Below are 21,993 nucleotides of genomic sequence, written 5' to 3'. Positions count from 1 at the left end.
ACGGCGCGGGGCGCCGCAGGCCGAGTGGTTTTAGCTGTCGAATGCGCCTAGAACGTCATTCGCGCCTTCGATGATAATCTCGGCGGCATCTTCTGCCGAAATCAGGCCGTAGGCATATTCTTCTAGGGTATCGATGAATGTGCCGCGCACCTCTGGGTGTTCGTTGAATGGCGAAATCGTTGGGCCGGTGGCGGACATAACGATTGCGTTCGCCGCAACCACGTTCGGGTCAATCGCGCCGCTTTCGGTCAGGCGCGCCGCTGCCACTGCAGAGGCAGGCAGGCCGCGTGTGTCACCCAATGCGTCGATGCCTTCGGCTTCGGTCAGTAGACAGTTCAGGATTTCCGCCGCTGCCTGCGGGTGTTCCGAATTGGCCGAGATGGCAAAGAACATCGATGGTTTTGCATAGATGCCGTCAACCACAGCATCATCAAAACGAACTGGGTTCACCGCCTGCAATACCTGACCTTCGTTCAACGGGCCCGCGTATTTGTTGTAGGTGGAATCCCATTCGTAGGACCCTGCGATCATGCCTTGGGCCCATTCGGGTTTTTCGAACAGGTTCACGTTGCCGGCCGCTGCGTCCTCTTGCATGGAGCGGATCGCTTTGATTTCGACCAGATGACCGTAGAATTCGATGCCTTCGGCCAATTCTTCGACGGTCCATGCAACGCGGTTGGTTTCTGGATCAACCAGATCTTTGCCGGTTTTCTGCACGACCGATAGGGTCACCAATAGCTGAGCCGTTTCTTTCACAGCGTTAAACAGTGTATAGTCATCGCCATTTACGCTGCGCAGGGTTTCGGCGGCGGCATAGAATTCGTCCCAAGTTGTTGGAACGTCGATGCCAGCCTCGGCCAATGTGGTCATGTTAAAGAAAAACACGCGGCCCGAGGTCGATAGGGGCAGGCCGTTCAGCTGTCCGTTTAAGGTCACTGCGGCCAGTTGTTCAGGCGTCCACTGCGACAGGTCAACGGTGTCTGCAACAGTGTTTAGGTCCAGAAAACCGTCACCGTTACGCGAAAATAGCGGCAGCCACGGCCAGTTGACCTGAACCAGATCAGCTTCGGTTCCGCCAGCCATTTGGGTGGTCAGTTTTTCCAGATACCCGTCAAAGCCTGTGAATTCGGGCGATACGGTGTGGCCGTGTTTTTCGCTGCAGATTTCCAGAGCGGCTTGGGTTGCGGCGTGACGGCTGTCGCCGCCCCACCAGGACATACGCAGGTCTTCGGCCATTGCGCCAGACGCGCATAGGGCCAATGCGGCTGTGGTCATTAGGGTCTTCATCTCGGAACTCCTCCTCTATTTTCCGAAAATTCAGGACTGATCGGGCAGGGACACGTTCGTGCCGCTGTCTTGATCAAAGATATGAATGCGGGTTGGGTCAGGCAGGACGCGTATCGTATCGGCGTTTGCGTCCATCGCGTCATATTCGGCGGTGGTCACAACGCAGACGATTTCGGCGCCATCCAGATCGGCATACAGGTATACCTCGTGGCCCATAAATTCGACGTTCTTTAGCCGCGCTGACAGGCCCGTTTGGGATAGTTTCAGGTGCTGCGGGCGAATGCCTAGAACGGCGTTTTCAGGTTTTGCAGATAGGCGCGCCAGCACGTGGTCGGGTAGGGTGATGGCCTGTCCTGCGGTGTGGAACGACGTGCCTTCGATGCGGCCGTTGACCAGATTCATTTCGGGCATCCCGATGAACCCCGCCACGAACAAATTCGCGGGCGCATCGTACAGTTCTTTGGGCGTTGCGACCTGCATGATGTTGCCCGACTGCATGACGCAAATCCGGTCGCCCATTGTCATCGCTTCGGTCTGGTCGTGGGTGACGTAGACGACGGTCGATGATTTGCCTTCGGCCTTTAGCCTGCGGTGCAGGTCGGTGATCCGCACCCTCATCGATGCACGCAATTTCGCGTCCAAATTCGACAAAGGTTCGTCGAACAGGAACACCTCTGGCTTTTTGATCAGGGCACGGCCCAATGCGACGCGCTGTGCCTGACCGCCCGATAGCTGTTTTGGTAGACGATCCAGCAGCGGTTCGATTTCCAGAATGCGGGCGACTTCCTCGACCGCTTTTTCGCGTTCTGCCTTGGGCACGCCCGCCAGACGCAGGCCGAACGATAGGTTCGAACGGACCTTCATATGCGGGTACAAGGCGTAGTTTTGGAACACCATCGCGATGTGGCGTTTGCCCGGTTGCAGGTCGTTGACGATGCGGTCGCCGATGCGAACCTCGCCGCCTGTGATATCCTCTAGCCCCGCAATCATGCGCAGCGTTGTGGATTTCGCGCAGCCCGACGGGCCGACGAAGACCATGAATTCGCCTTCTTGGATGTCTAGGTTAATTCCGTGAACGGCGCGGAACCCGTTGCCGTAGGTTTTTTCAAGGTTGTGCAGTTGTAGACGTGCCATTTTATCCTTTGATCCCCCCGGCGGAGATCCCTTCGATGAAGTATTTCTGAGCGGCAAAGAAAACGGCCAGCGCAGGTGTGATGGTCAGGACCGACATTGCTAGAATGCGGTTCCATGCGAATGCTTCGGTCGTGTCGATGGACAGTTTCAGGGCGAGGCTGACGGGATATTTATCAACCGAACTGATGTAGATCAGAGGCCCAAGGAAATCGTTCATCGTCCACATGAATTGGAACAGCGCGACCGAAATCAGGGCGGGGGCCAGCATCGGGACTACGATGAACAATAGGGTCTGCCAGCTGTTTGCGCCGTCGACGCGGGCGGCTTCCTCCATATCTCCGGGAATGGCGCGCAGGAATTGAACCAGCATAAAGACAAAGAACGCGTCCCCAGCCAGTGCCGATGGCACCCATAGCGGCAGAAAACTGTCCAGCCATCCCAGATCACGGAACAGGATGTACTGCGGGATGCGCGTGACAACATTGGGCAGCAGCAAGATCGCGATGACCGAACCGAACAGGATCTTTTTGAACGGAAAATCAAAGCGGGCAAAGCCGTAGGCCACGAACGTGCAGCTAATGACGGTTCCGATCACCTTTGGCAGGATGATTTTGAAACTGTTCAGGAAAAACGTGCCAAACGTATACGGCGTCGATGTTTTCCAGCCTTCGATATAGCCGTCCAGCGTTGGGTTTTGCGGCATAAAGCCGGGGTTGGCAAAGATTTCATTGTTGGTTTTGAACGATGCCCCGACCAGCCAGATCAGCGGGTACAGCATCACCAAACCCACGGCCAGCAGCACGACATAGCGGACAAAGGCGCTGATGCGGGCGTTGCGGATGCGTTTTCGGGCCTGAAGACGGGCGGTGTCGATTGTTGTGTCAGTCATTTGTTAGCTCCGCTTGTCGCCAGCGTAGAACACCCACTTTTTCGACGACCAGAATGCGATCAGGGTCAGCACCATGATGATCACGAACAGCACCCAAGCGATGGCCGATGCGTAACCCATGTCGAACCGTTTGAAGGCTTCGTCGTAGATATAAAGGGGCAGCAAATAGGTGGATTTCAGTGGGCCACCCTGCGTGATGATGTAGGGGCCGTTAAATTCCTGAAATGCCTGAACCATCTGCATGATAAGGTTAAAGAAAATCACAGGCGTCAGCAGCGGGATCGTGATGAACACAAAGCTGGTGAATTTCGTCGCGCCGTCGATGGATGCGGCCTCGTACAGGGATTTGTCGATGGACTGTAGCGCGGCCAGAAAAATCACCATCGCCGATCCGAATTGCCAGCAACGTAGCAAAGTGATCGTAAACAGCGCGTTGGTGGGATCGCCGAACCAGTTGACGGGTTCAAACCCCAGTCCGACCAGCCCCATATTCACCAGACCATTGGTCGCAAAGATATAGCGCCACAGCACCGCGATCGCGATGGAACCGCCCAAAATAGACGGCACATAAAACGCCGTTCTAAAGAAATTGATGCCCCGCAGGCGATAGTTCAGGATGTATGCGATGAACAACGCAAAGGCCAATTTCAGCGGCACGGTCGTGAACACATAGATCAGCGTCACAGTCAGCGAACGGCGGAACGTGCGGTCGTTGGTGAACAGGTCGATGTAGTTTTCCAAACCCGTCCACGTCGGCGCGGACATCAGGTTATAATCGGTAAAGCTAAGGTACAGCGACGCCAAAAACGGCACCAAGGTGAATACCAGCAACCCGATGATATAGGGTGCCAGATACCCGAGCCCTAAAAAACGGCGGCTGGTCATCTGCGACCACCCATTCCGTTGGCTAAGATTATATCCATGTCTTTCCTCCTCTTACTCTGCCCAAGGTGTAAATAACGCCTACACCTTATCCCCATGGCAGTCGGTCAAAGCACGCTGACGTTGCGATTCCCAATGTTGTATGACAATTTATCCGAAGTGATGTGTTGAATTGGATACACAAAGGGGGCGAAAAAGATGGACGAAATCGAAGGTGGCGTTCTGGACCGTGTTCCGGTCGGCGCGTTGGCCCTAACGTTGACGCGTTCGACCATCCGCATGGATCATGAACCCACGTGGCGCGTCGATAAATCGAACCCAGTTTACGATCTGATTGTCTGCCTGTCGGGGCAGGGGGAATATCTGCTGGACGGCGAACGGCTACGGTTGAAACCCGGTCACGCCATGCTGATCCCGCCGCACACGCGTTTTGTGGGTTGGATGGAACATTGCGACCGCTACACCGGCCTTGCCCAACATTTCGACCTGACCGTTTTTGGTGAACATAACCTGCTAGAGCTGATGGAGCTGCGCCCGATTGCGGAAATTTCGCCTTGGCCCGTGTACGAACCGTTGGTCCATCATTTTCGGCAAACTGCGCCTGCGGGATCGGTGACTTTGCCGCAGCATCATCAGTTTTTGGTTCTGCTAAACGCGTGGATCAATGACGCGTTCATTCGGTGGAAACCAGACGCGGCGCAGCGCATTGGCGGAACGGCGGCTATTGATCTGGCGGTGATGCAGGCAGCGTCGGACATCGCGGCGCATCCGCTGGCCGAAAATGTCGTGGAACAAACGTTGGATCGCGCGCCCTATAACCGCGATTATTTCCAGCGTGAGTTTCAAAAACGCACGGGTCGCACTCCGCGAAAATATCAAGAGTTCTGTAGGATGGAACGCGCGATGCATTTTCTGGAAAGCGGCCATTCTGTCGGCGAAACGGCGGCGCGGGTCGGGTATAGCGACCCCTATTATTTTTCGCGGATGTTCAAAAAAACCATGGGCCTTAGCCCGCGTGCGCATATCGAAAAAATCAGGCTCAGCCGTTCGGGCCAGTTGTTCCAATATGATGAGGGCGAGCAGGCAGAGCGGCTCGCCCAATCGACTTAGCGTGCCAGCCACCCGCCATCGACGTTCAGCACCGCGCCGTGAATGTAATTCGCGGCCTGCGACGACAGGAAAACAGCCGTTTCGCCAATGTCTGACGGCTGTCCCCAGCGGCCTGCGGGGATGCGTTCCAAAATGGCAGAGTTGCGATCGGGATCGTTTCGCAATGCCTCGGTATTGTTGGTTTCAATGTACCCTGGGGCGATGGCGTTTACGTTGATACCCTTGCCCGCCCATTCATTGGCCAGCAGTTTGGTCAGCCCCGCAACGCCATGTTTCGACGCGGTATAGGATGGCACCCGAATGCCGCCCTGAAACGACAAAAGCGAAGCAATATTAACGATTTTGCCCGTTGCGCCCCGTCCAATCGCCGCGCGGCCAAAGGCCTGACACGTGAAAAACAGCGCCTTTAGGTTCACATCCATCACGTCGTCCCAATCGGATTCCGTGAAATCTACGGCGTCGTTGCGGCGAATGATGCCAGCGTTGTTCACTAGGATATCGATGGGCCGTTCAAACACGTCGCGGGCGGCCATCGGATCGGCGAAATCCAAAACCGTTTCTTCGGCTGCGCCCATAGCCTCGACCGTTTCGGCGCAACTACGGCGCCCCGCCGCAATCACATGCGCGCCCGCGTTGGACAAAGACACCGCAATCGCCTGACCGATGCCCGTATTCGCCCCCGTCACTAGCGCGGTTTTTCCAGTCAACGAAAACGGCGTCATTTCAGATCCTTTGGTTGGATGAAATCCATGTCGGTGTAATCAACGTTGTCGCCCGCCATCGCCCAGATGAACGTATAGGCCCCAATGCCCGCGCCCGAATGGATCGACCACGACGGAGAAATCGCGCCCTGTTCGTTGCCGATAAACAGGTGGCGGGTTTCTTGCGGGTCGCCCATCAGGTGCAAAACGCGGCTTTCGGCGTCCATGCCGAAATACAAATATGCCTCCATCCGGCGGTCGTGGATGTGGGCGGGCATTGTGTTCCAAACGGACCCATCCAATAGCGACGTGTACCCTAGGATCAACTGACAGCTATCCATGACCAAGGGGTGGATGAACTGGCGAATGACGCGTTTGTTCGATGTCTCCGCCGCGCCCATTTCGACCTCTTTACACTCGGCCAATTTCACTAAGCGGTTCGGGCATTTGCGGTGGGCAGGCGCGGACGTGATGTAATAGCGGCCAGCGCCCGAAAACGTTACAGCGCCAGTTCCCATGCCTAGGTACAGCACCTCGCCATGGGCAATTTCATAGATCTGGCCATCTGCGGAAACGGTGCCTGTTTCGCCGATATTCACTATGCCCATTTCGCGGCGTTCTAGAAAAGTCGCGGTTTTAGTTTCGGCAACAACGTCCAGCGTCAGATCGCCCCCAGCAGGCACCGCGCCGCCCATGACAAAGCGGTCATAGTGGGTGTAAATCAGGCGAATTTGCCCGTCTTGAAACATGTCCTGCGCCAGAAAATTGGACCGAAGGGCGTCGGTATCCATGCCTTTGGCGTGGTCTGGGTGGATGGCGTGTCGGGTTTCTACGTGTAGCATGGATCCTCCGCTAATGTGGCTGCGGAATTGTATGAAATTCCACAAAGAGGACAGATCAGGTCGAGTCATCCGACTGATCATGTCAGATAACTTGAATTAGTTGTATGATAAATTATGCCATGTCAACAGCGCTTTGATGCGCGCTGTTGGGCCTGATTATTTACGCAAAAGGTTCCGATACCGTTCTTGGCTGCCTTTTAGGTGCATCCGCATGGCATCGCGGGCGGCGTTATCGTCGCGGCCCAAAATGGCGTTCACGATCTGATCGTGTTCGGCATTGATACGGTCGATGTAGGATTGCGGCACCTCTTGGGGGGCGGACTGATCCAGCGCCCGCCGAGGGATCGAATTCGGGCCAATCATCTGAATAAATTCAGGAAAACGCGGGTTATTGGTGGCCTCTGCAATCGCGAGGTGCAGGGCAAAGTCCGCCTCGGTCGATGGTCTGCGATCGGAATTTGCTTCGTTCACTGCGCGCAAGCACAGGATGATTTTTTCCTCTTGGGACGGGCTGCAACGTTGTGACGCCAAACCGGCGGCTTCAACTTCGACCGCGGTGCGCAGCTCCAACAATTCAATCACCGAAGACAGTCGCGTTGAATCAATGTTGGTGAATGGCGCGGGGATTTCGGCCTGCGGCTCTAACACATAAACGCCAGACCCTTGGCGCGGTTCGACCAACCCGTCGGCGCGCAATGCTGCGATGGCTTCGCGTACCACGGTGCGGCTAACCAGATGTTCGCGCGTCAATTCCGCCTCGCTAGGCAGCCGCGTTCCAATCGCGAATTTCCCAGATTTGATCTGTTCGCGAAGGTTATCCCGCAATGTCGCAACGAGCGTTTTTCGAGCCGTGGTCGTGATGGCGCTTCTCCTTATTTCTGATATTGTTTTACCTATCAGATAAATAAGGTCAATCTGTCTGATTGGTCGCGCCAGAAACTTTGCGCCCCTATTTCATCAAATGTTTGACCTCTGGCGCGGCGATGAACCTCCATTTTCGCAGGGGTCCTGCCATGACGTTTAGGTAGTACATTTCGAACCCGTAGGGGGGGGCGCCGCAGGGGTGGTGGCCTCGGGGGACGCAGACGACGTCTCCGTCGTGGACGGTCATGGTTTCATTCAGGGTCAGATCGTCGGTGTAGACGCGTTGGATGCCCCAGCCTCCGGCGGCGTTAATACGGTGGTAATAGGTTTCTTCTAGGTAGGTGATGTTAGGGTAATCGTCTTCGTCGTGGCGGTGGCTGGGGTAGGAGGACCAGTGGCCGGCGGGGGTGAACACCTCGGTCACGAGTAGGCTATCGCAGTAGTCTTCGTTCTCCATCGCGATGTTGTTGATGTAGCGCGTGTTCACGCCGTCGCCGCGCTGGGTCAGGGTGATGCCATCGGGGCCGATCTTGCGAGCCTTGTGTCCGGATTTACCGGGGGCTTTACACACCGCGATCGTCGCATTGGTCGTGGTTTCCAGCGACCAGTCGCTGTCGTTCGGGACGTATAAACAATGCGGAGGAGATTTTTCAAAGACGTTCATCCGGTCGCCCAATTCGCCCCAGTCTCTGCGGTGTCGCGGGCGTTCACCGAAGGCGCCTATTTGGATGCTGAAAAGAAAAGGCGCATCCTGACGGCGGCGGATCAGTTGGGGTATCGTCCCAACGCGCTGGCCGCCAGTTTGCAGGGGGCAGGGTCCAACCTTGTCGCTATCTTTGTCGGTGAAATGCCCAACCATTACGACAAAGAGGTCGCCGCCGCGTTGGTTAATGGCCTGAATGCTGCGGGCAAATGGCCCATTGTAATCGGCGGGGCAGGGGACACGGCAAAATCTGCCATTCAGAACGTTCTGCGCTATCCGCTCGAGGCCATGATTTTACGATCAGGCAGCTTAGACGCCGATGTCGTGTCGTCCTGTTTAAAACTCGGCATTCCCGTCATTTCATCTGGTCGCATCGTCGAAGGCCCGGCCGTAGATAACATCTGTGTAAGAAATCGCGAAGCAATGGCGATGATGACAGAGCATCTGATCAATCAAGGCCGTCGAAAATTTGCTTATCTATCGGGTCCAGATACCTTTTGGTCTACGCATGAACGCTATCTTGGGTTTGAAGAGACAGTTAAAGAGCATCGCTTGGAACCTTGCTCAAAGCTTTATGGAGATTACTCCGTTATGGGTAGGTTCAACGCTATTCAGTTGCATCCTGATTTAGCCAACATGGATGCCTTGGTGTGCGCTAATGATGCGATGGCGCTTGGCGCGCTTATGTATCTCAAGAGCAAATCTATTTCAGTGCCAGGCGAAATCGCCGTGACAGGCTTCGATGACATTTCTATGGCTGAGTGGCCAAACGTAGAGCTAACCACCCTGCGCAATCCGATAGAGGCGTTGGTCAAAGGGACAATTGATCTCCTCATGGCCCGCGCAGCCGATCCTTAGCGTGATGGCGTAACCAGATGGTTGGATGCTTCATTGATCCTGCGCGCAACGCACTAAATGGTCGAAGCCCTAGTGATCCTTAAGGCACTCGATGTTGATGCGGATACTTTTGTGAAGCACATTCAAGAAAGTTTGCTGAGGTGCCCCTAATTTCCTAGACACCTGCCTTTTTCAGTTTGAGCTGTCTGTTTTCAAAGTCAACGGGCGACTGCATGCCGTTGTTCGTGTGTTTGCGGCTCGGGTTGTAGAACATCTCGATGTATTCGAAGATATCCTACCTTGCGACGTTGCGTGTTGGATGGGTGCGTCGCTTTATCCGCTCCTGCTTCAAGAGCTGAAAGAAACTCTCTGCTACGGCATTATCGTGACAGTTCCCCCTTCGACTCATGCTTGCTTCAAGGTTGTGCTGGTTTAGAAACGCTTGCCACTCGCGGCTGGTAAATTGCGATCCCTGATCAGAATGGATCATTACCTTGGCCTTGGGCTTTCGACGCCAAACGGCCGTCAAAAGCGCCTACAACGCCAGTTCGGACGTCATTCGAGGTTGCGCCGACCATCCAACCACGCGCCGCGAAAACAGATCAATCACGACCGATAAATACAGCCACCCCTCATGGGTCTTGATGTAGGTGATATCGGTGACCCAGACTCGGTCAGGCATGTCGACACTGAATTGCCGATCCAAAGCATTTGTGGCGACCACAGATGGCGTGGCTCCGTATCGACCAGGGCGCCGCCGGTATCCAATCTGCGCTGAAATGCCAGCCAAACTGGCCAGCCGGGCGACCCGGTTCTCGGAAACCTGTTCCCCTTGATCTCGCAGATCATCGGTCAGTTTGCGATAGCCATAAACCTTGCCGCTGTCGGTCCACGCCTGACGGAACAGTTCTGTTTGCCGCGCATCATTCAATGCACGTTTACTTAGCGGATTTTTGAGCCAGGCATAAAATCCACTGACATGGACCATCAGCACTCGACACATCGAGCGGACCGAAAACTCGGACCGGTGAGCCCGAATGGAACCATACTTCACCGGGACTCTCGCGCGAAGTATGCTGCGGCCTTTTTTAGAATATCACGCTCCTCGGCGACACGGGCCAGCTCCTTCTTGATCCGGCGCAGTTCCAGAGCCAGATCAGCTTCCGCCTCTCGTGCCATAGCCGGCTGAGAAAACCGTGCCTTCCAAGTGTAGAGAGACTTGGTGCTCACACCTAAACGCTCAGCGACCTCACTGACCGAATAACCACGCTCAACGACCTGAGCCACGGCATCCCTTCTGAACTCGTCTGTAAACCTATTTTGCGATGACATTCACGCTTCTCCTTGGTTCCAAATTTACCAAGCAAAGCTTCTACAAATCTAGGAGCACCTCAATGACCGCAGAGGCTGTTCTGCAAAAGAGTCGCGATTTAGTGGTTCAGGCGCTCTTGGTTGATCCGATTGTAACGGTCGCAAAACCAATTCCCTCGGCTGGATTATTTAAAGTGAGTTAATTGTTTTCACCAATACATGTTGGCACGAAATTGGAATGGGTGCGGTCTAACTGCTACCTGTAGAGCAGTCTCAGATCAAAGACATGGTGCCATCGAAAAAATGACGAAACCCAATGCAGTTAGAATTTGCTATGATCCAGATAGGTTTCTCTGGATTATACAAGCTCGTGACTTGAACGGAGACCATGTAGATCTGAATGCTGAAAGTGATTTTATGTGCTTTGCTTACAGGGCAGATGCCATAGAGTTTGCTGAGAGCTTAGGTGCCGAAAGGATTGATGTTTGTAATAAGTCAGGAGCAGTAAGGTACGCGATACATGGAGTTCCAGACTAAAAACAAACTGCATGCTGGAAGAGACACGTCAAAAGTAGCGCATGTATGTTGGTATGAGCATTCAAAATGATTTGCTAAGTAAATAGCCCCGAGGTTTGCATGCGCCTTTTACCCTCATTTTTGAGAATAGAAGGTCAAGATTGATAAAGGCGTGTTCAGCGATGAGGTTACGCATGACGCGGTCGCACCGAGCACCTAGCGGGGCGCCTTGGTTGGGCTGTTTGCGCAACAGTTCTGTGTAAGCGCACAGTCTTTCGATACGTCGAAACGAAAGTTCGCGAACGCGTAGTCTGGTCGGATGAAAAAGGTCGCTCGGATTCGGCGCCTCAAGAGGTCGCTGACTTGGCTGACCTCTACTGGGTAACTATTTGCCAATCGCCGTGCCAGGCCATGTGTCGAACACCTTGCCGTGGCGTTCCGCTTGCCGAACTGGGCATCGGCGGATTGAGTAGTGGTAGGGAGGATAAGTGATGATCGAAACTCTACGTGTACTTGCTGCGATGGGAACACTGCAAAGGCTTGCACCTCTATGGTTAGCTGGCCTGATCGTACTGGTGTTCGCATTTACACCATGGATGCTCTTGGCGCTCGCCTATGGCGTAATTTTGCAGTTCTTTGTCGAATATATGATGCATCGTTTCCTGCTGCATCGTGAGCCTCCGGAAGATCAGAAGACTTTCAACGCGCTGTATCGGTCACATATTGGCCACCACGAATTTCCGACGGACCCCGAGTTCTTCACAGGTGATGACCATTGGTATCCCGTGCGCTTTGGTTTGGCTTCGGTCGCCATTCATTCCTTGGTGCTTTGGCCGTTCGTTGGGCTGCTGCCTGCGACGGCGTGGTCTACGGTTGCTCTATTCGTTGGGTCGGTTTCGGCTTATACCTTTTACGAATACTGCCACACTCTTGCTCATCTAAAGATTGGCAAGGGCTGGTTTGGCCGACGTGTCACGCAGACGCACTTGATGCACCACTATCAAGATCACGAAGCCACCTATCACGTGAGCTTTGGCATGGGATGGATTGATCGATTGATGGGCACCCAGCACGACCCCGAAATTGCGCGTTCGCGGTACAACCGCGAAACGATCCTGAGCATTGGCATGGACCCAGAAGATTTGCGCCTTGTGACAGCAAGGAAAGCGTTTGGTCGGCCTGCACGACCGGGCGGTCGGTCGGCATAACCCTTTCTCGCGTTGCGAGGACGTTTAGTTGACAAAGGAGACAGCAGCGGACTGGGTTAGTTCGCTGTTTTGCTATGGGCCCGGTTGGCAACGGCTGCGATCCAATCTGCCACTAGTTGCGGCGAAGAGAAGGGGATCATGTGACCGCCTTCGATTTCGGCATAAGTCGCATTTGCCAACTGGCTCTTGAGCCAAATACCGTTCCAGTTCTTATCGACCACTTGGTCATCTGACCCGAATAAGACACCCACTGGCATCTCAAGCTGCCCATATCGTGTCGGCAAATCGGCAAGCGCATCGCGAAGGCTTTTTATATCGTTGCTCCCCGCGATGTAGTTTTCAGGGCGGAGCGAGAGGAGGCCGCCTCCGGCCGTTGCAAAGTCCGCCGGCAATGGTTCAGGAGCAAACAGCGCTGCTGCAGAACGTTCGAAAATCGCTAGCCCGAAAGGCGTGCCAAAGGTGAGCGAAATCGCGCGCCGAAGTGGGGCAGGTTCGATTGCAAGCGGGCCGAATGTCGAATTCGCCTCGGATCGGGGGCGAGTAGCAGGCGCTATCAACGCGAGTGATCCAACGGAATTCGGGTGGTCAAGCGCGAGGGAAATTGCCACCGCACCCCCGAGGGAATGCCCGACGACTGTAGGTTTTTCGAGTTCCATTTGTTCGATAAGAGACGCGATCAAGTCGGCTTGTGAGGCGATACCGTTTGCGCCTGCGGGCAGTGGGTCGGAATAGCCCGAACCTGGTCTGTCGACGAGTATGACGCGGTGATCCTTCGACAACGCATCAATCAGTTCGGGTGCAAAGTTTCGCATTTGTCCCATCAATCCGTGGATGAGGACAATAATGGGGCCCTCTCCACGGTCGAGGACATGCAGGCGGGTGCCTCCAACGTCGATGCGCGTTCCGTCTTGGGGAACACGCGCTTCGATCCAGATACGGGCCGCTTGGGTTGTTGCGGCGCTTAATATCAAAAGGAAAACAACGCCCAAACCTAGAAACTTGAGGGTCTTCACCGGTGACTGCCTTTGGTGTCTTGCGAAGTTTGTATGCGACCCTGAAAATTATCCATGCTGCTCGCAACGCCAAAGATGCGGTTTAGGACAAAGTCCAATGCTCGCGTGGGTAGAAGACCACGCAAGAGAGGCAAAAAACGCACGATCGTGGGCATGTGGAGGAACACTGCATCCTTTTCCACTGCGCGTAGAATACGACTCGCGACGTTCTTTGGTTGTAGGATTGGGATGATACGAGAGCGAACACCGTCGAACATTCCGGTGTGGATATAATAGGGCAGAACCGTTGTCACGCGTACGCCCGTTTCTGTCCGCTCTAATTCTTGGCGCAAGGAATCGGACCAGCCGGTTACGGCCCACTTACTCGCGGCATAGACACTCATATTTGGATTTGACACCAGCGCCGCCGCTGAAGCGATATTAACAACATGCCCACGTCCACGGGCAGTCATTTCAGGTAGCAGAGCGCGCGTCAGGTGCATCAGCGCCCCTGTGTTGATTGTCAGCGTTCGGTCAATATCAGCGTGTGTGTGTTCGAGGAAAGGTTTGCCAACCACGATGCCCGCATTGTTGATCAGCAGGTCTATCGCGACCCCGTCCGCTTTTAGCCGCGATAGAGCGGAAATGACAGCCTCTGTGTCGGCAACATCGATACGGTCAAAGTCGACTCGCCCAAATGGGGCGAGTGATGTTCTAGCGGTTTCAATATTTTCTGGATTGGCATCCCAAACGATCAGACGTTTTGCGCCACGTTCCAATAGCATCTGCCCCATCAATAGGCCGATGCCAGAAGCCCCGCCCGTAATCAACGCTGTGCAGTCTTTAATCTGCGTCATGGTGTCTCCTCCCTGAATGTCGCGTTATCGAAGCATGAATTTGAGTAGCTGGTTTGCGATCTTGCCAAAGGGCGCCATGGCCATATCGGCAAGGTTCCATCGGCCTTGAGAATATATGCCTTTGGCATGGCTAAACCTGCGAAAGCCTTCGATTCCGTGGTATGCGCCGATCCCGCTTTCCCCGACACCGCCAAAGGGTAAATCATCCTGTGCAACATGGAGGATCGTGCTGTTTATACCGACATTTCCTGATGTTGTTTCGGCTAGGACGCGATCTCGGGCCTTGCCTGCAGGGCCAAACCAATACAGCGCAAGAGGCCTTGGCCGAGCGTTGATGAAGGCAATGGCCTCATCTATAGTTTGGTACGTTATGACAGGCAGGATCGGGCCAAAGATTTCCTCTTGCATCACGTCCATATCAACGCTCGGGTTCAAGATCAGTGTAGGCGCGATGGTTCGTTTACGCTGAGCCGCGTCTGCGGGGGCATGACCAACGGTTACGACACGGGCCCCCTTTGTCTTTGCATCCTCGACCAAACCATTGAGGCGGTTGAAGTGCGCATCGCTTATGATGGTGCTGTAGTCGTCGCTGTTTGGTCCAGCGGGATAAATCCGTGATGTGGCGGTCTCAAACGCAGTTGCAAAATCCTCAACATCGTCTTGATGAACCAGCACATAATCTGGCGCGACACAGGTTTGGCCTGCATTAGCTAACTTGCCGTAGGCGATGCGCCGCGCGGTTATTGCGTCGACTGCACCGCGGCTGATGACTGCTGGTGATTTGCCCCCAAGCTCGAGCGTTACGGGAGTCAGATTGGCACTCGCGGCACGCATCACCGTGCGGCCGACCTTGGTGCTGCCGGTGAACATCAGATGATCAAACGGCAGCGCGCTAAACGCTTTTGCCACTTCCGCATCACCGTTCACGACGGCGACCTGTTCGGGTTCGAATGCGCGAGCAAGGAGCTGTTCTATTAATGCACTTGTTTTTGGTGTGAGTTCTGATGGTTTCAACATCACTCTGTTGCCAGCAGCCAATGCGGTGGCAAGAGGCATCAACGCAAGATTAACCGGATAATTCCATGGCGAGATGACACCTACAACGCCAAGTGGCTGATAAACGACGTTGGCGTGCGCCATTCGCAATAGGGCCGATACCTGCCGCCGTTCCGGTGACATAAATCGGTGCAGGTTCTTAGACAGGTAATCGATGCCATTGATGGTCGGCACGAGCTCCATGAGCGCGGTTTCATGGTGCGAACGGTGACCAAAATCTTCGGCGACAGCCTTTTCGATTGAACGTCGGTTTTCAACAAGAAGGGCACGCAGACGTGCAAGGTCAGCACGCCGAGATGCTAAGTTTGGCACACCATCGCGTAAATACGCCGTTCGCTGCAGGTCGAGCATTTTGGCAACATCAGCCTCTGGGTTGATGTCGTTGCCGACTTCGCATGTGTCCTTCATTTCCGCTCCCTCCATGTAGACAGTGTCAACTTGTGCGTAGCTAGGGCTTCATGTAGACGATGTCAACATGAACGCTGATGGCGATTGGGATAGACATGACCGCACAGGAAAAGAAACGATATCATCACGGTGATCTTCGGCGGGTGATCCTGGATACCGCAATGACCATGTTGGCAGAGCCAGCCGGGGTGAATTTTACCCTCCGTGCGGTCGCGCGGCGCGCCGGCGTGAGCCATTCGGCCCCTTATAAACATTTTGAGGATAAGGCTGCGCTCCTTACAGAAATGGCACTTGTTGGGTTTGATCAATTGACGGCGGCGCTCGACAATAGTGTGCAAGTTGCGCCCGAAGGTTTTAGATCAAAGTTCTTTGCAGCGGCGGCGGCTTATATCGACTTTGCGCGGCAAAATCCGTCACTTTACCGTCTCATGTTTGGCGGGGAATTCGGCACAATTTCGGCCCACCTTGATCCTCGGGCGCTGAAAACATTCGACTTTGCAGTCAAATTAATCGAACAGGGCCAACAAGAGGGTCAAGTACGAGAGCGACCTTTAAAGGGTCAAGCCACAGCTTGTTGGGCACAAATTCATGGTTTGACGATGCTCGAATTAAACAGTTTGCTCCAACCAGAGAAGGTCGGCGAGAACGTTATTGAACAGGCAATAGTCGCGCTCCATGAAGGTCTGAATATTTAAACTAGGCTTTTCGCGGTGTCGTTAATAAACGCCCCTAAAATAAACCAATTTTACATCAAGCGTGGCGGCAATATTTTGACCAAAATTTTACATAATCTACATTATAAAATAAATCTGAATGGCTAAGGGTGCGGTGACACAGATGTGATGTTGCCGTAGCGTCGTTGGTCAGTTTGACATCGTGACTTCTAAACTGACAGGTTTAGTTTCCAGCGAAATAAATTTCGTCATAGGACTAAACAATGGCCACTACTGGAAAACAACTTTTTACCACTTTGGAAGCGAACGGCACTTTGACTGTTGAATTGGAGGATGTGCAGTTTGCGGATCCTGTCGGTAATCAGGTGCTGGTTCGGATGGAGGCAGCGCCGATTAATCCGTCTGACCTTGCGATCCTTGTTGGTGGCGCGGATATGGAATCTGCGGTTTACACACCGGGCAAGTTCGTTGCGCAAATGCCTGCGCCCGTGAATGCGGCAATGAAATCGCGTCATGGTCTAAAATTGCCCGCGGGTAACGAAGGTGCGGGCACTGTTATTGCGGCGGGTGAAAGTGATGCTGCGCAGGCGTTAGTTGGAACGCGAGTGTCTTGTGTGCCAGGCAATGCGTATAGCCAATACTGTCTGGTTGATGCACAGATGTGTTTGCCGCTGGGTGACTATACTGCTGAGCAAGGTGCCAGCGCCTTTGTGAATCCGATGACGGCCCTAGGCTTTGTCGAGAATGCAAAGGCCGACGGTCAAAGCGCGATATTGCATACGGTTGGCGCCTCGAACCTAGGTCAAATGCTGACCCGCATTTGCAAAGAGGATGATATCGGGCTGGTGAATATCGTCCGCAATGATGAACACGTTGATCTGCTCAAGGGGCTGGGCGCGACACATGTGGTCAACTCTGCTGGTGATAATTTCATGGGGCAATTGACCGAAGCGATCCGCGAAACTGGCGCCTTTTATGGGTTTGATCCCATTGGCGGCGGGCAATCCGTTGATACAGCTTTCAAAGCTATGGAGCGCGTCGCAATCGAACAAATGACCGAGTTTTCGCGCTATGGATCGAACCAGCAAAAACGCATGTTCATTTATGGACGACTTGATACTGGCGCGACGATTTTGACGCCCAGCTATGGGTTCGGTTGGACCCTGTCCGGCTGGCTGTTGTTCCCATTCCTTCAGTCAGTGGGTCAGGAAACGGTCATGCGGATGCGTCAACGCGTACGCGATGGCCTAACAACCACTTTTGCGAGCCATTACAAAGAACGTGTTAACCTTGAGGAAATGCTCAGTAAGGATGCGGTGATGGATTACAAAACCATGCGCACCGGTGAAAAATACCTCGTTACGCCATGGGATTGAGCATAGTTCAGGGAACCGCCCTACCCTGATTTCATTGAGCTTTTAGAACGTGAACACCCGCCGTCTTGGTGTGGTGTTCACTATTTTCTTGCCAACTGGGATACTAGTCGACAATTATCAGCTCTGGAGAGGAACATCAGGGAGGATGTTGAGTTGAAGTTGTATCCACTTTTGGGGGCTGTGCTGGGTTGTACCATCGCGTCCCCGTCATTTGCGCAAAGCTGCGACAACGTTAGAAATCTGACGATCGTGTCCGCGACTGACGAAGGTTTCTACGAAGAAACCCATGGTCCAGAGAACACTATAGATGGTGATTTCGATCCGGATTCCCGCTGGTCAAGTGAATCACAGGGGGCGCCAAGATCGATCGTATTGGACCTAGGCGCGCAGCAGACTGTATCCGCATTGGACGTGGCTTGGTACAAAGGGGACAGCCGCAAAAGCACGTTTTCTATCGAAATGTCCGAAGATGGACAAAGCTATACTGCTGTACGCCCTTTTGGGGAAACAAGCGGTCAGACCTTGGAATTTGAACGTTACGATCTGTCCCCGATGGTCGCGCAATATGTGCGCATATTGGGCGACGGAAATGAATCCAACGCGTGGAATTCGATTGTTGAAATCAATGTGGTTGGCTGTGGAGAATCCGTTGAAGCACCCATTACACCAGTTCTGACACCGCGCCGCAGTGCAGGCGGTATGTTCGGCCTAGACCCTACTGTTGCGCCTGCAATGAATTTTGATCTGACAGGTTGGTATGTCACCACACCCGCAGATGATAACGCCGATGGAAAATCGGACAGTGTCTATGAAAACGAACTGGCCGCTGGTTGGACGGATCCGCGCTATTTCTTTACGGACCCTGCGACGGGCGGAATGGTTTTTATTTCAACGACAAACGGCGCGAAAACATCGGCGAACACAAACTATTCCCGAACGGAACTGCGCGGTATGCTGCGCGCTGGCGACGAAACGATCGCAACCCGTGTCGATGGGGGCTATCCAAATCAAAACAACTGGGTTTTCTCTTCTGCTCCGATCGAAGCGCAGGCTGCAGCGGGCGGTGTTGATGGCGTGATGAGAGCGACTTTGTCCGTTAATCAAGTTACCCGTCAGGGCATCGATAGCCAAATTGGACGGGTGATTATCGGCCAGATCCACGCAAAAGACGATGAACCCATTCGGTTGTACTATCGCAAGCTGCCTCAGAATAAATTTGGTTCGATTTACTTTGCGCATGAACCTGCAACTGGGCCAGAACAGTGGGTGGAAATCATCGGGTCGCGTGCAAATTGGGCCCCAAATCCAGATGACGGAATCGCGCTGGATGAAGTGTTCTCTTATGAAATCAAAGTTGACGGCTTAGCCGAAGGCGATGCCATTATTCCGATGCTATACGTGAAAATCATCCGCGATGACGGGTCGGTTGTTGAATCCGAGCCGTTCGATATGCGCAACAGTGGGTTTAGCGTCGCTGATGAGTTCATGTTCTTTAAGGCCGGTGCCTATTCGCAAAACAACTCGAGCCCCGATCCGGCACGTGATTTTGATCGGGTGACGTTCTTTGCGCTGGACTACGAACACGACGAACCACCTGCACATGAAGGTGGGGCTGAACCGATCAATAGCGCACCAGTTGACGTGCCGATGGCGACGGCTGGGGTCATTTTTGACGATAGCTTTACGGATGGCGGCCGCGACGATGGTGCCGATGCAACTGATGTGAATTGGTGGACAACGACGACCAGCGCTGCAATCGAAGTTGGGCAAGACAGTCTGGGTTTGGTGTCTGGTACGTCGGGGCGCGGCATTCGAACGGTGTTTGAACCTCAAAGACTGGCCGTTGGGCAAACACTTCAATCCCGTTTTGATTTTGTGACACCAGAAACAATAGGCACCGACCGCGACTCTGCGTTTCGTATTGGATTGTTTGATACCTTGGGGCGCGAGCAACTGCGCGCGGATTTGTCGGCGTCGTCCAGCCGACCCCAACCATTATACGATGGTTTGCCTGGCTACATGATCGCGTTCGATGTTGGCATGACCGATGCGACGCAATCAGCAATTTCTGTGCTGCGACACAACGTGGATACCCAAGGTCGGCTTTTGGGTACGACCAAAGGCTATAGTAAAATTGGACGCGGTGGTGATCCATACGAGTTCCGTCCCAATACCGCCTACACAGGGGTCATTTCGGTGACGCGCGATGATGATGGCCTGACGGTCGCTGGTGAACTGTACCAAGATGGCGTTTTGGTATCGACCTTTGCGGTCGCTGACCCTGATACCGGTTTGGAAAATATCGGAATGCTGGCGTTCCATGTGAATTCCAAAACCTTTGGTTCGTCCAAGGATCCCAATACTGCGGACAACGGGATTGATTTTACAAATGTCCGCATCGACGTGATCGAAAATTAACAAAACCTGCCCGCGCATGTTGGTGTGAGGGCAGGTTTTTTGGTTTTTTCAATTTAGGAACTGAAGATGAAACAAACGTGGCGTTGGTTCGGTCCGAACGATCCCGTTTCGATCGACGATATGGTGCAAGCGGGCGTTCAGGGCGTTGTGACCGCCCTGCACCATTTGCCACCCGGAGCGACGTGGCCGATTGATGAAATTCGCAAACGACAACAGCAGATCGCAGTGATGCAAAATGGCGATCCGTCTGGATTGTCTTGGGATGTAGTCGAAAGCCTGCCTGTATCCGAAGATATCAAAAGACAGTCAGGCAATTTTCGCGCCCATATTCGTGCGTATTGTGAAAGCCTTCAGAACTTGAAAACCGCAGGGATCGAAACGGTCTGTTATAATTTCATGCCGGTTTTGGATTGGACCCGTACGGATCTGAATTACCGCCTAAAAACCGGTGCGACCTGCATGCGGTTTGATTTGATCGATTTCGCTGCGTTCGATCTGTTTATCTTGCAGCGCGACGCGGCGACCGACGATTTCGATGATACGGTCTATCATCAGGCCGGCGAACGGTTTCAATCAATGTCCGACGTGCAACGCAAACAGCTCTCCTCTAGCATTGTGACTGGCCTGCCTGGGGCGGCAGAAAACCTGACGTTGGATGATGTTCGTGAACGGCTAGCGACCTACGACGGGATTTCTGCGGATAAACTCCGTTCGCACTTGATCGATTTCCTGTCCGAGGTCGCGCCATTCGCCAAAAAGGTCGGCGTGCGTTTGTGCTGTCATCCTGATGATCCACCGTTTCCGCTGCTGGGATTGCCTCGTGTCATGTCGACCGAGGCAGACTATGCACATATTATGAATGCGGTTGATCTGCGGTCCAATGGAATAACGTTATGTTCTGGGTCGTTGGGCGCGCGTTCAGACAATGATGTGATTGGAATGATGGACCGATGGGGCGATCGGGTTCATTTCCTACATCTGCGAAATGTCCAATTGGAAACGACGGACATCGTCGGCAGTTTTCATGAGGCAGAACATTTGACCGGCGGCACTGATATGGTCGGATTAATGGCGGCCGTCGCAAGGCAGGAAAGTCAACGTATCGCTGCTGGCCGTTGTGATTGGTCAATTCCGTATCGGCCTGATCATGGGCAGAACATTTTGGATGATCATGGTCGCCCTACTCAGCCGGGTTATCCCGCAATCGGTCGACTAAAAGGGTTGGCAGAGTTGCGCGGGATACAGGCCGCGCTGACACATTCGCAATTTGGGAAAATGGGGTGATCATTCGATCACCCCACCTTGTTCCGATGCGGCTAGACAATTCGCATCGAAACAATTCAGCGTTTGGATACGGGTGTCCAATTGAACTTTTGCATCACTTCATCGACGGGTGTTTGGGCCACATGATTGGTGTAGTTGCTCATGACCTTTTGAGCGAGGCCCAGAATAATATCCAACACATGGCGTTGTTCGTAACCCGCAGCAAAAAACGCATCAAACGCGGCTTCGGTCGGGTTTCCGCGGGTGTCCAGCATTGCCAACGTAAAGGTGCGCAGCGCTTCTAGTTTTTCAGTCGGCAAAGGTGTTTCATCACGCAGTGCGTTGGAAATTTCATCGCTAACGCCCATCATCTTTGCGATTCCGGTATGGGCAGGCACGCAGTAGTGGCATTCGTGATAAACGTTAATTGTCTGCCAAACGACGGTCTTTTCGTCTGCATCGAATGCGGTTTTTTCCGCAAACAGACCATGCAGCACTTGATAGCCTTCTAGTAGGGCTGGCGATCCGGCCATCACGGCGTGCAGACCAGGTAGTCGGCCAAAGGCTTTTTCTGATTTCTCAATCAAAGGTAGCGCGTCGGCTGGTGCGGTCGTTGCGTCAAAGCGTTCGAATTTTGTCATCTGTATGGTCCTTTGAAAACAGTG

The 21,993-nt window shown here is 53.7% G+C and carries 18 protein-coding genes and 2 pseudogenes; 7 read left to right on the top strand and 13 right to left on the bottom strand.

Annotated elements, in window-relative coordinates:
• Positions 1 to 30: 30 nt before the first annotated feature.
• From BVC71_RS13035 to BVC71_RS13020, 4 genes are read right to left on the bottom strand one after another with little or no spacing between them, the layout of a single operon-like run.
• Complete coding sequence (locus BVC71_RS13035; RefSeq protein ID WP_086452132.1) at positions 31 to 1,287, bottom strand: ABC transporter substrate-binding protein; 1,257 nt, start codon at positions 1,285 to 1,287, stop codon at positions 31 to 33.
• 30 nt (positions 1,288 to 1,317) lie between these two features.
• On the bottom strand, positions 1,318 to 2,421 hold the full coding sequence (locus BVC71_RS13030) for an ABC transporter ATP-binding protein (protein WP_086452131.1): 1,104 nt from the start codon (positions 2,419 to 2,421) through the stop codon (positions 1,318 to 1,320).
• 1 nt (position 2,422) lies between these two features.
• Positions 2,423 to 3,310 (bottom strand): carbohydrate ABC transporter permease, encoded by an 888-nt coding sequence (locus BVC71_RS13025; RefSeq protein WP_086452130.1) that lies wholly within the window; start codon positions 3,308 to 3,310, stop codon positions 2,423 to 2,425.
• A gap of 3 nt (positions 3,311 to 3,313) precedes the next feature.
• On the bottom strand, positions 3,314 to 4,195 hold the full coding sequence (locus tag BVC71_RS13020; protein ID WP_086452129.1) for a carbohydrate ABC transporter permease: 882 nt from the start codon (positions 4,193 to 4,195) through the stop codon (positions 3,314 to 3,316).
• 195 nt (positions 4,196 to 4,390) lie between these two features.
• Between BVC71_RS13020 and BVC71_RS13015 the strand changes: the two genes are divergently transcribed.
• Positions 4,391 to 5,302 carry an AraC family transcriptional regulator gene (locus BVC71_RS13015; protein ID WP_086452128.1) on the top strand — a complete coding sequence of 304 codons (912 nt, stop codon included), beginning with the start codon at positions 4,391 to 4,393 and terminating at the stop codon, positions 5,300 to 5,302.
• Here BVC71_RS13015 and kduD read toward each other — a convergent pair.
• From kduD to iolB, 4 genes and pseudogenes are all read right to left on the bottom strand, one after another.
• Positions 5,299 to 6,024 (bottom strand): 2-dehydro-3-deoxy-D-gluconate 5-dehydrogenase KduD, encoded by a 726-nt coding sequence (gene kduD, locus BVC71_RS13010; protein ID WP_086452127.1) that lies wholly within the window; start codon positions 6,022 to 6,024, stop codon positions 5,299 to 5,301. The genes BVC71_RS13015 and kduD overlap by 4 nt on opposite strands.
• Entirely contained in the window at positions 6,021 to 6,845 is an 825-nt protein-coding gene (gene kduI, locus BVC71_RS13005; protein ID WP_086452126.1) for a 5-dehydro-4-deoxy-D-glucuronate isomerase, read from the bottom strand. The genes kduD and kduI overlap by 4 nt, the downstream gene beginning before the upstream one ends.
• Before the next feature lie 156 nt (positions 6,846 to 7,001).
• Entirely contained in the window at positions 7,002 to 7,670 is a 669-nt protein-coding gene (locus BVC71_RS13000) for a FadR/GntR family transcriptional regulator (protein ID WP_240516859.1), read from the bottom strand.
• 124 nt (positions 7,671 to 7,794) lie between these two features.
• Positions 7,795 to 8,400 (bottom strand): annotated as a pseudogene (gene iolB / locus BVC71_RS12995) (5-deoxy-glucuronate isomerase); the annotation flags it as partial.
• 33 nt (positions 8,401 to 8,433) lie between these two features.
• Here iolB and BVC71_RS12990 point away from each other — a divergent pair.
• A complete protein-coding gene (locus BVC71_RS12990) occupies positions 8,434 to 9,270 on the top strand; it encodes a LacI family DNA-binding transcriptional regulator (protein WP_240516858.1) in 837 nt (278 codons plus the stop codon).
• Between the two features lie 154 nt (positions 9,271 to 9,424).
• Here BVC71_RS12990 and BVC71_RS12985 read toward each other — a convergent pair.
• Positions 9,425 to 10,581: pseudogene (locus BVC71_RS12985) on the bottom strand (IS3 family transposase).
• Between the two features lie 986 nt (positions 10,582 to 11,567).
• Between BVC71_RS12985 and BVC71_RS12980 the strand changes: the two are divergent.
• A complete protein-coding gene (locus tag BVC71_RS12980) occupies positions 11,568 to 12,284 on the top strand; it encodes a sterol desaturase family protein (RefSeq protein WP_086452122.1) in 717 nt (238 codons plus the stop codon).
• A gap of 56 nt (positions 12,285 to 12,340) precedes the next feature.
• Here the strand turns inward: BVC71_RS12980 and BVC71_RS12975 are convergent, their stop codons facing one another.
• The 3 genes from BVC71_RS12975 to BVC71_RS12965 are packed head-to-tail and all read right to left on the bottom strand — an operon-like array spanning position 12,341 to position 15,597.
• Positions 12,341 to 13,297 (bottom strand): alpha/beta fold hydrolase, encoded by a 957-nt coding sequence (locus tag BVC71_RS12975; protein ID WP_086452121.1) that lies wholly within the window; start codon positions 13,295 to 13,297, stop codon positions 12,341 to 12,343.
• Positions 13,294 to 14,133, bottom strand: coding sequence for an SDR family oxidoreductase (locus BVC71_RS12970; RefSeq protein ID WP_086452120.1), 840 nt, complete (start codon positions 14,131 to 14,133; stop codon positions 13,294 to 13,296). The genes BVC71_RS12975 and BVC71_RS12970 overlap by 4 nt, the downstream gene beginning before the upstream one ends.
• 24 nt (positions 14,134 to 14,157) lie before the next feature.
• Positions 14,158 to 15,597, bottom strand: a complete 1,440-nt coding sequence (locus BVC71_RS12965) for a coniferyl aldehyde dehydrogenase (RefSeq protein WP_086452119.1) — start codon at positions 15,595 to 15,597, stop codon at positions 14,158 to 14,160.
• 95 nt (positions 15,598 to 15,692) lie between these two features.
• Here BVC71_RS12965 and BVC71_RS12960 point away from each other — a divergent pair, with 95 nt between their 5' ends.
• From BVC71_RS12960 to uxuA, 4 genes are all read left to right on the top strand, one after another.
• Complete coding sequence (locus BVC71_RS12960) at positions 15,693 to 16,292, top strand: TetR/AcrR family transcriptional regulator (protein WP_086452270.1); 600 nt, start codon at positions 15,693 to 15,695, stop codon at positions 16,290 to 16,292.
• 242 nt (positions 16,293 to 16,534) lie between these two features.
• Positions 16,535 to 17,647 carry a zinc-binding dehydrogenase gene (locus BVC71_RS12955; RefSeq protein ID WP_086452118.1) on the top strand — a complete coding sequence of 371 codons (1,113 nt, stop codon included), beginning with the start codon at positions 16,535 to 16,537 and terminating at the stop codon, positions 17,645 to 17,647.
• A 153-nt stretch (positions 17,648 to 17,800) separates the two neighbouring features.
• Positions 17,801 to 20,065, top strand: coding sequence for a polysaccharide lyase family 7 protein (locus tag BVC71_RS12950; RefSeq protein WP_086452117.1), 2,265 nt, complete (start codon positions 17,801 to 17,803; stop codon positions 20,063 to 20,065).
• 66 nt (positions 20,066 to 20,131) lie between these two features.
• Complete coding sequence (gene uxuA, locus BVC71_RS12945; protein ID WP_086452116.1) at positions 20,132 to 21,349, top strand: mannonate dehydratase; 1,218 nt, start codon at positions 20,132 to 20,134, stop codon at positions 21,347 to 21,349.
• Between the two features lie 56 nt (positions 21,350 to 21,405).
• On the opposite strand, the gene BVC71_RS12940 is transcribed toward uxuA, so the two are convergent.
• The gene (locus BVC71_RS12940; protein ID WP_086452115.1) at positions 21,406 to 21,969 is read right to left on the bottom strand and encodes a carboxymuconolactone decarboxylase family protein; all 564 of its coding nucleotides are present in this window, start codon (positions 21,967 to 21,969) and stop codon (positions 21,406 to 21,408) included.
• Positions 21,970 to 21,993: the final 24 nt, after the last annotated feature.

Source organism: Marivivens niveibacter, from assembly GCF_002150005.2.
Taxonomy (GTDB): Bacteria; Pseudomonadota; Alphaproteobacteria; order Rhodobacterales; family Rhodobacteraceae; genus Marivivens; species Marivivens niveibacter.
Note: the sequence above shows the minus strand (reverse complement) of the source record. Positions and strands in the feature narration are given on the sequence as shown.

Excerpts from the sequence above, each read along its gene's own strand:
- BVC71_RS12960 (WP_086452270.1), top strand. The coding sequence starts at position 15,693 with ATGACCGCACAGGAAAAGAAACGATATCATCACGGTGATCTTCGGCGG.
- BVC71_RS12980 (WP_086452122.1), top strand. The coding sequence starts at position 11,568 with ATGATCGAAACTCTACGTGTACTTGCTGCGATGGGAACACTGCAAAGG.
- BVC71_RS12965 (WP_086452119.1), bottom strand. The coding sequence starts at position 15,597 with ATGAAGGACACATGCGAAGTCGGCAACGACATCAACCCAGAGGCTGAT.
- BVC71_RS12940 (WP_086452115.1), bottom strand. The coding sequence starts at position 21,969 with ATGACAAAATTCGAACGCTTTGACGCAACGACCGCACCAGCCGACGCG.
- BVC71_RS13015 (WP_086452128.1), top strand. The coding sequence starts at position 4,391 with ATGGACGAAATCGAAGGTGGCGTTCTGGACCGTGTTCCGGTCGGCGCG.
- uxuA (WP_086452116.1), top strand. The coding sequence starts at position 20,132 with ATGAAACAAACGTGGCGTTGGTTCGGTCCGAACGATCCCGTTTCGATC.
- BVC71_RS13025 (WP_086452130.1), bottom strand. The coding sequence starts at position 3,310 with ATGACTGACACAACAATCGACACCGCCCGTCTTCAGGCCCGAAAACGC.
- BVC71_RS12970 (WP_086452120.1), bottom strand. The coding sequence starts at position 14,133 with ATGACGCAGATTAAAGACTGCACAGCGTTGATTACGGGCGGGGCTTCT.
- BVC71_RS13020 (WP_086452129.1), bottom strand. The coding sequence starts at position 4,195 with ATGACCAGCCGCCGTTTTTTAGGGCTCGGGTATCTGGCACCCTATATC.
- BVC71_RS13035 (WP_086452132.1), bottom strand. The coding sequence starts at position 1,287 with ATGAAGACCCTAATGACCACAGCCGCATTGGCCCTATGCGCGTCTGGC.
- BVC71_RS13030 (WP_086452131.1), bottom strand. The coding sequence starts at position 2,421 with ATGGCACGTCTACAACTGCACAACCTTGAAAAAACCTACGGCAACGGG.
- kduD (WP_086452127.1), bottom strand. The coding sequence starts at position 6,024 with ATGACGCCGTTTTCGTTGACTGGAAAAACCGCGCTAGTGACGGGGGCG.
- BVC71_RS12955 (WP_086452118.1), top strand. The coding sequence starts at position 16,535 with ATGGCCACTACTGGAAAACAACTTTTTACCACTTTGGAAGCGAACGGC.
- kduI (WP_086452126.1), bottom strand. The coding sequence starts at position 6,845 with ATGCTACACGTAGAAACCCGACACGCCATCCACCCAGACCACGCCAAA.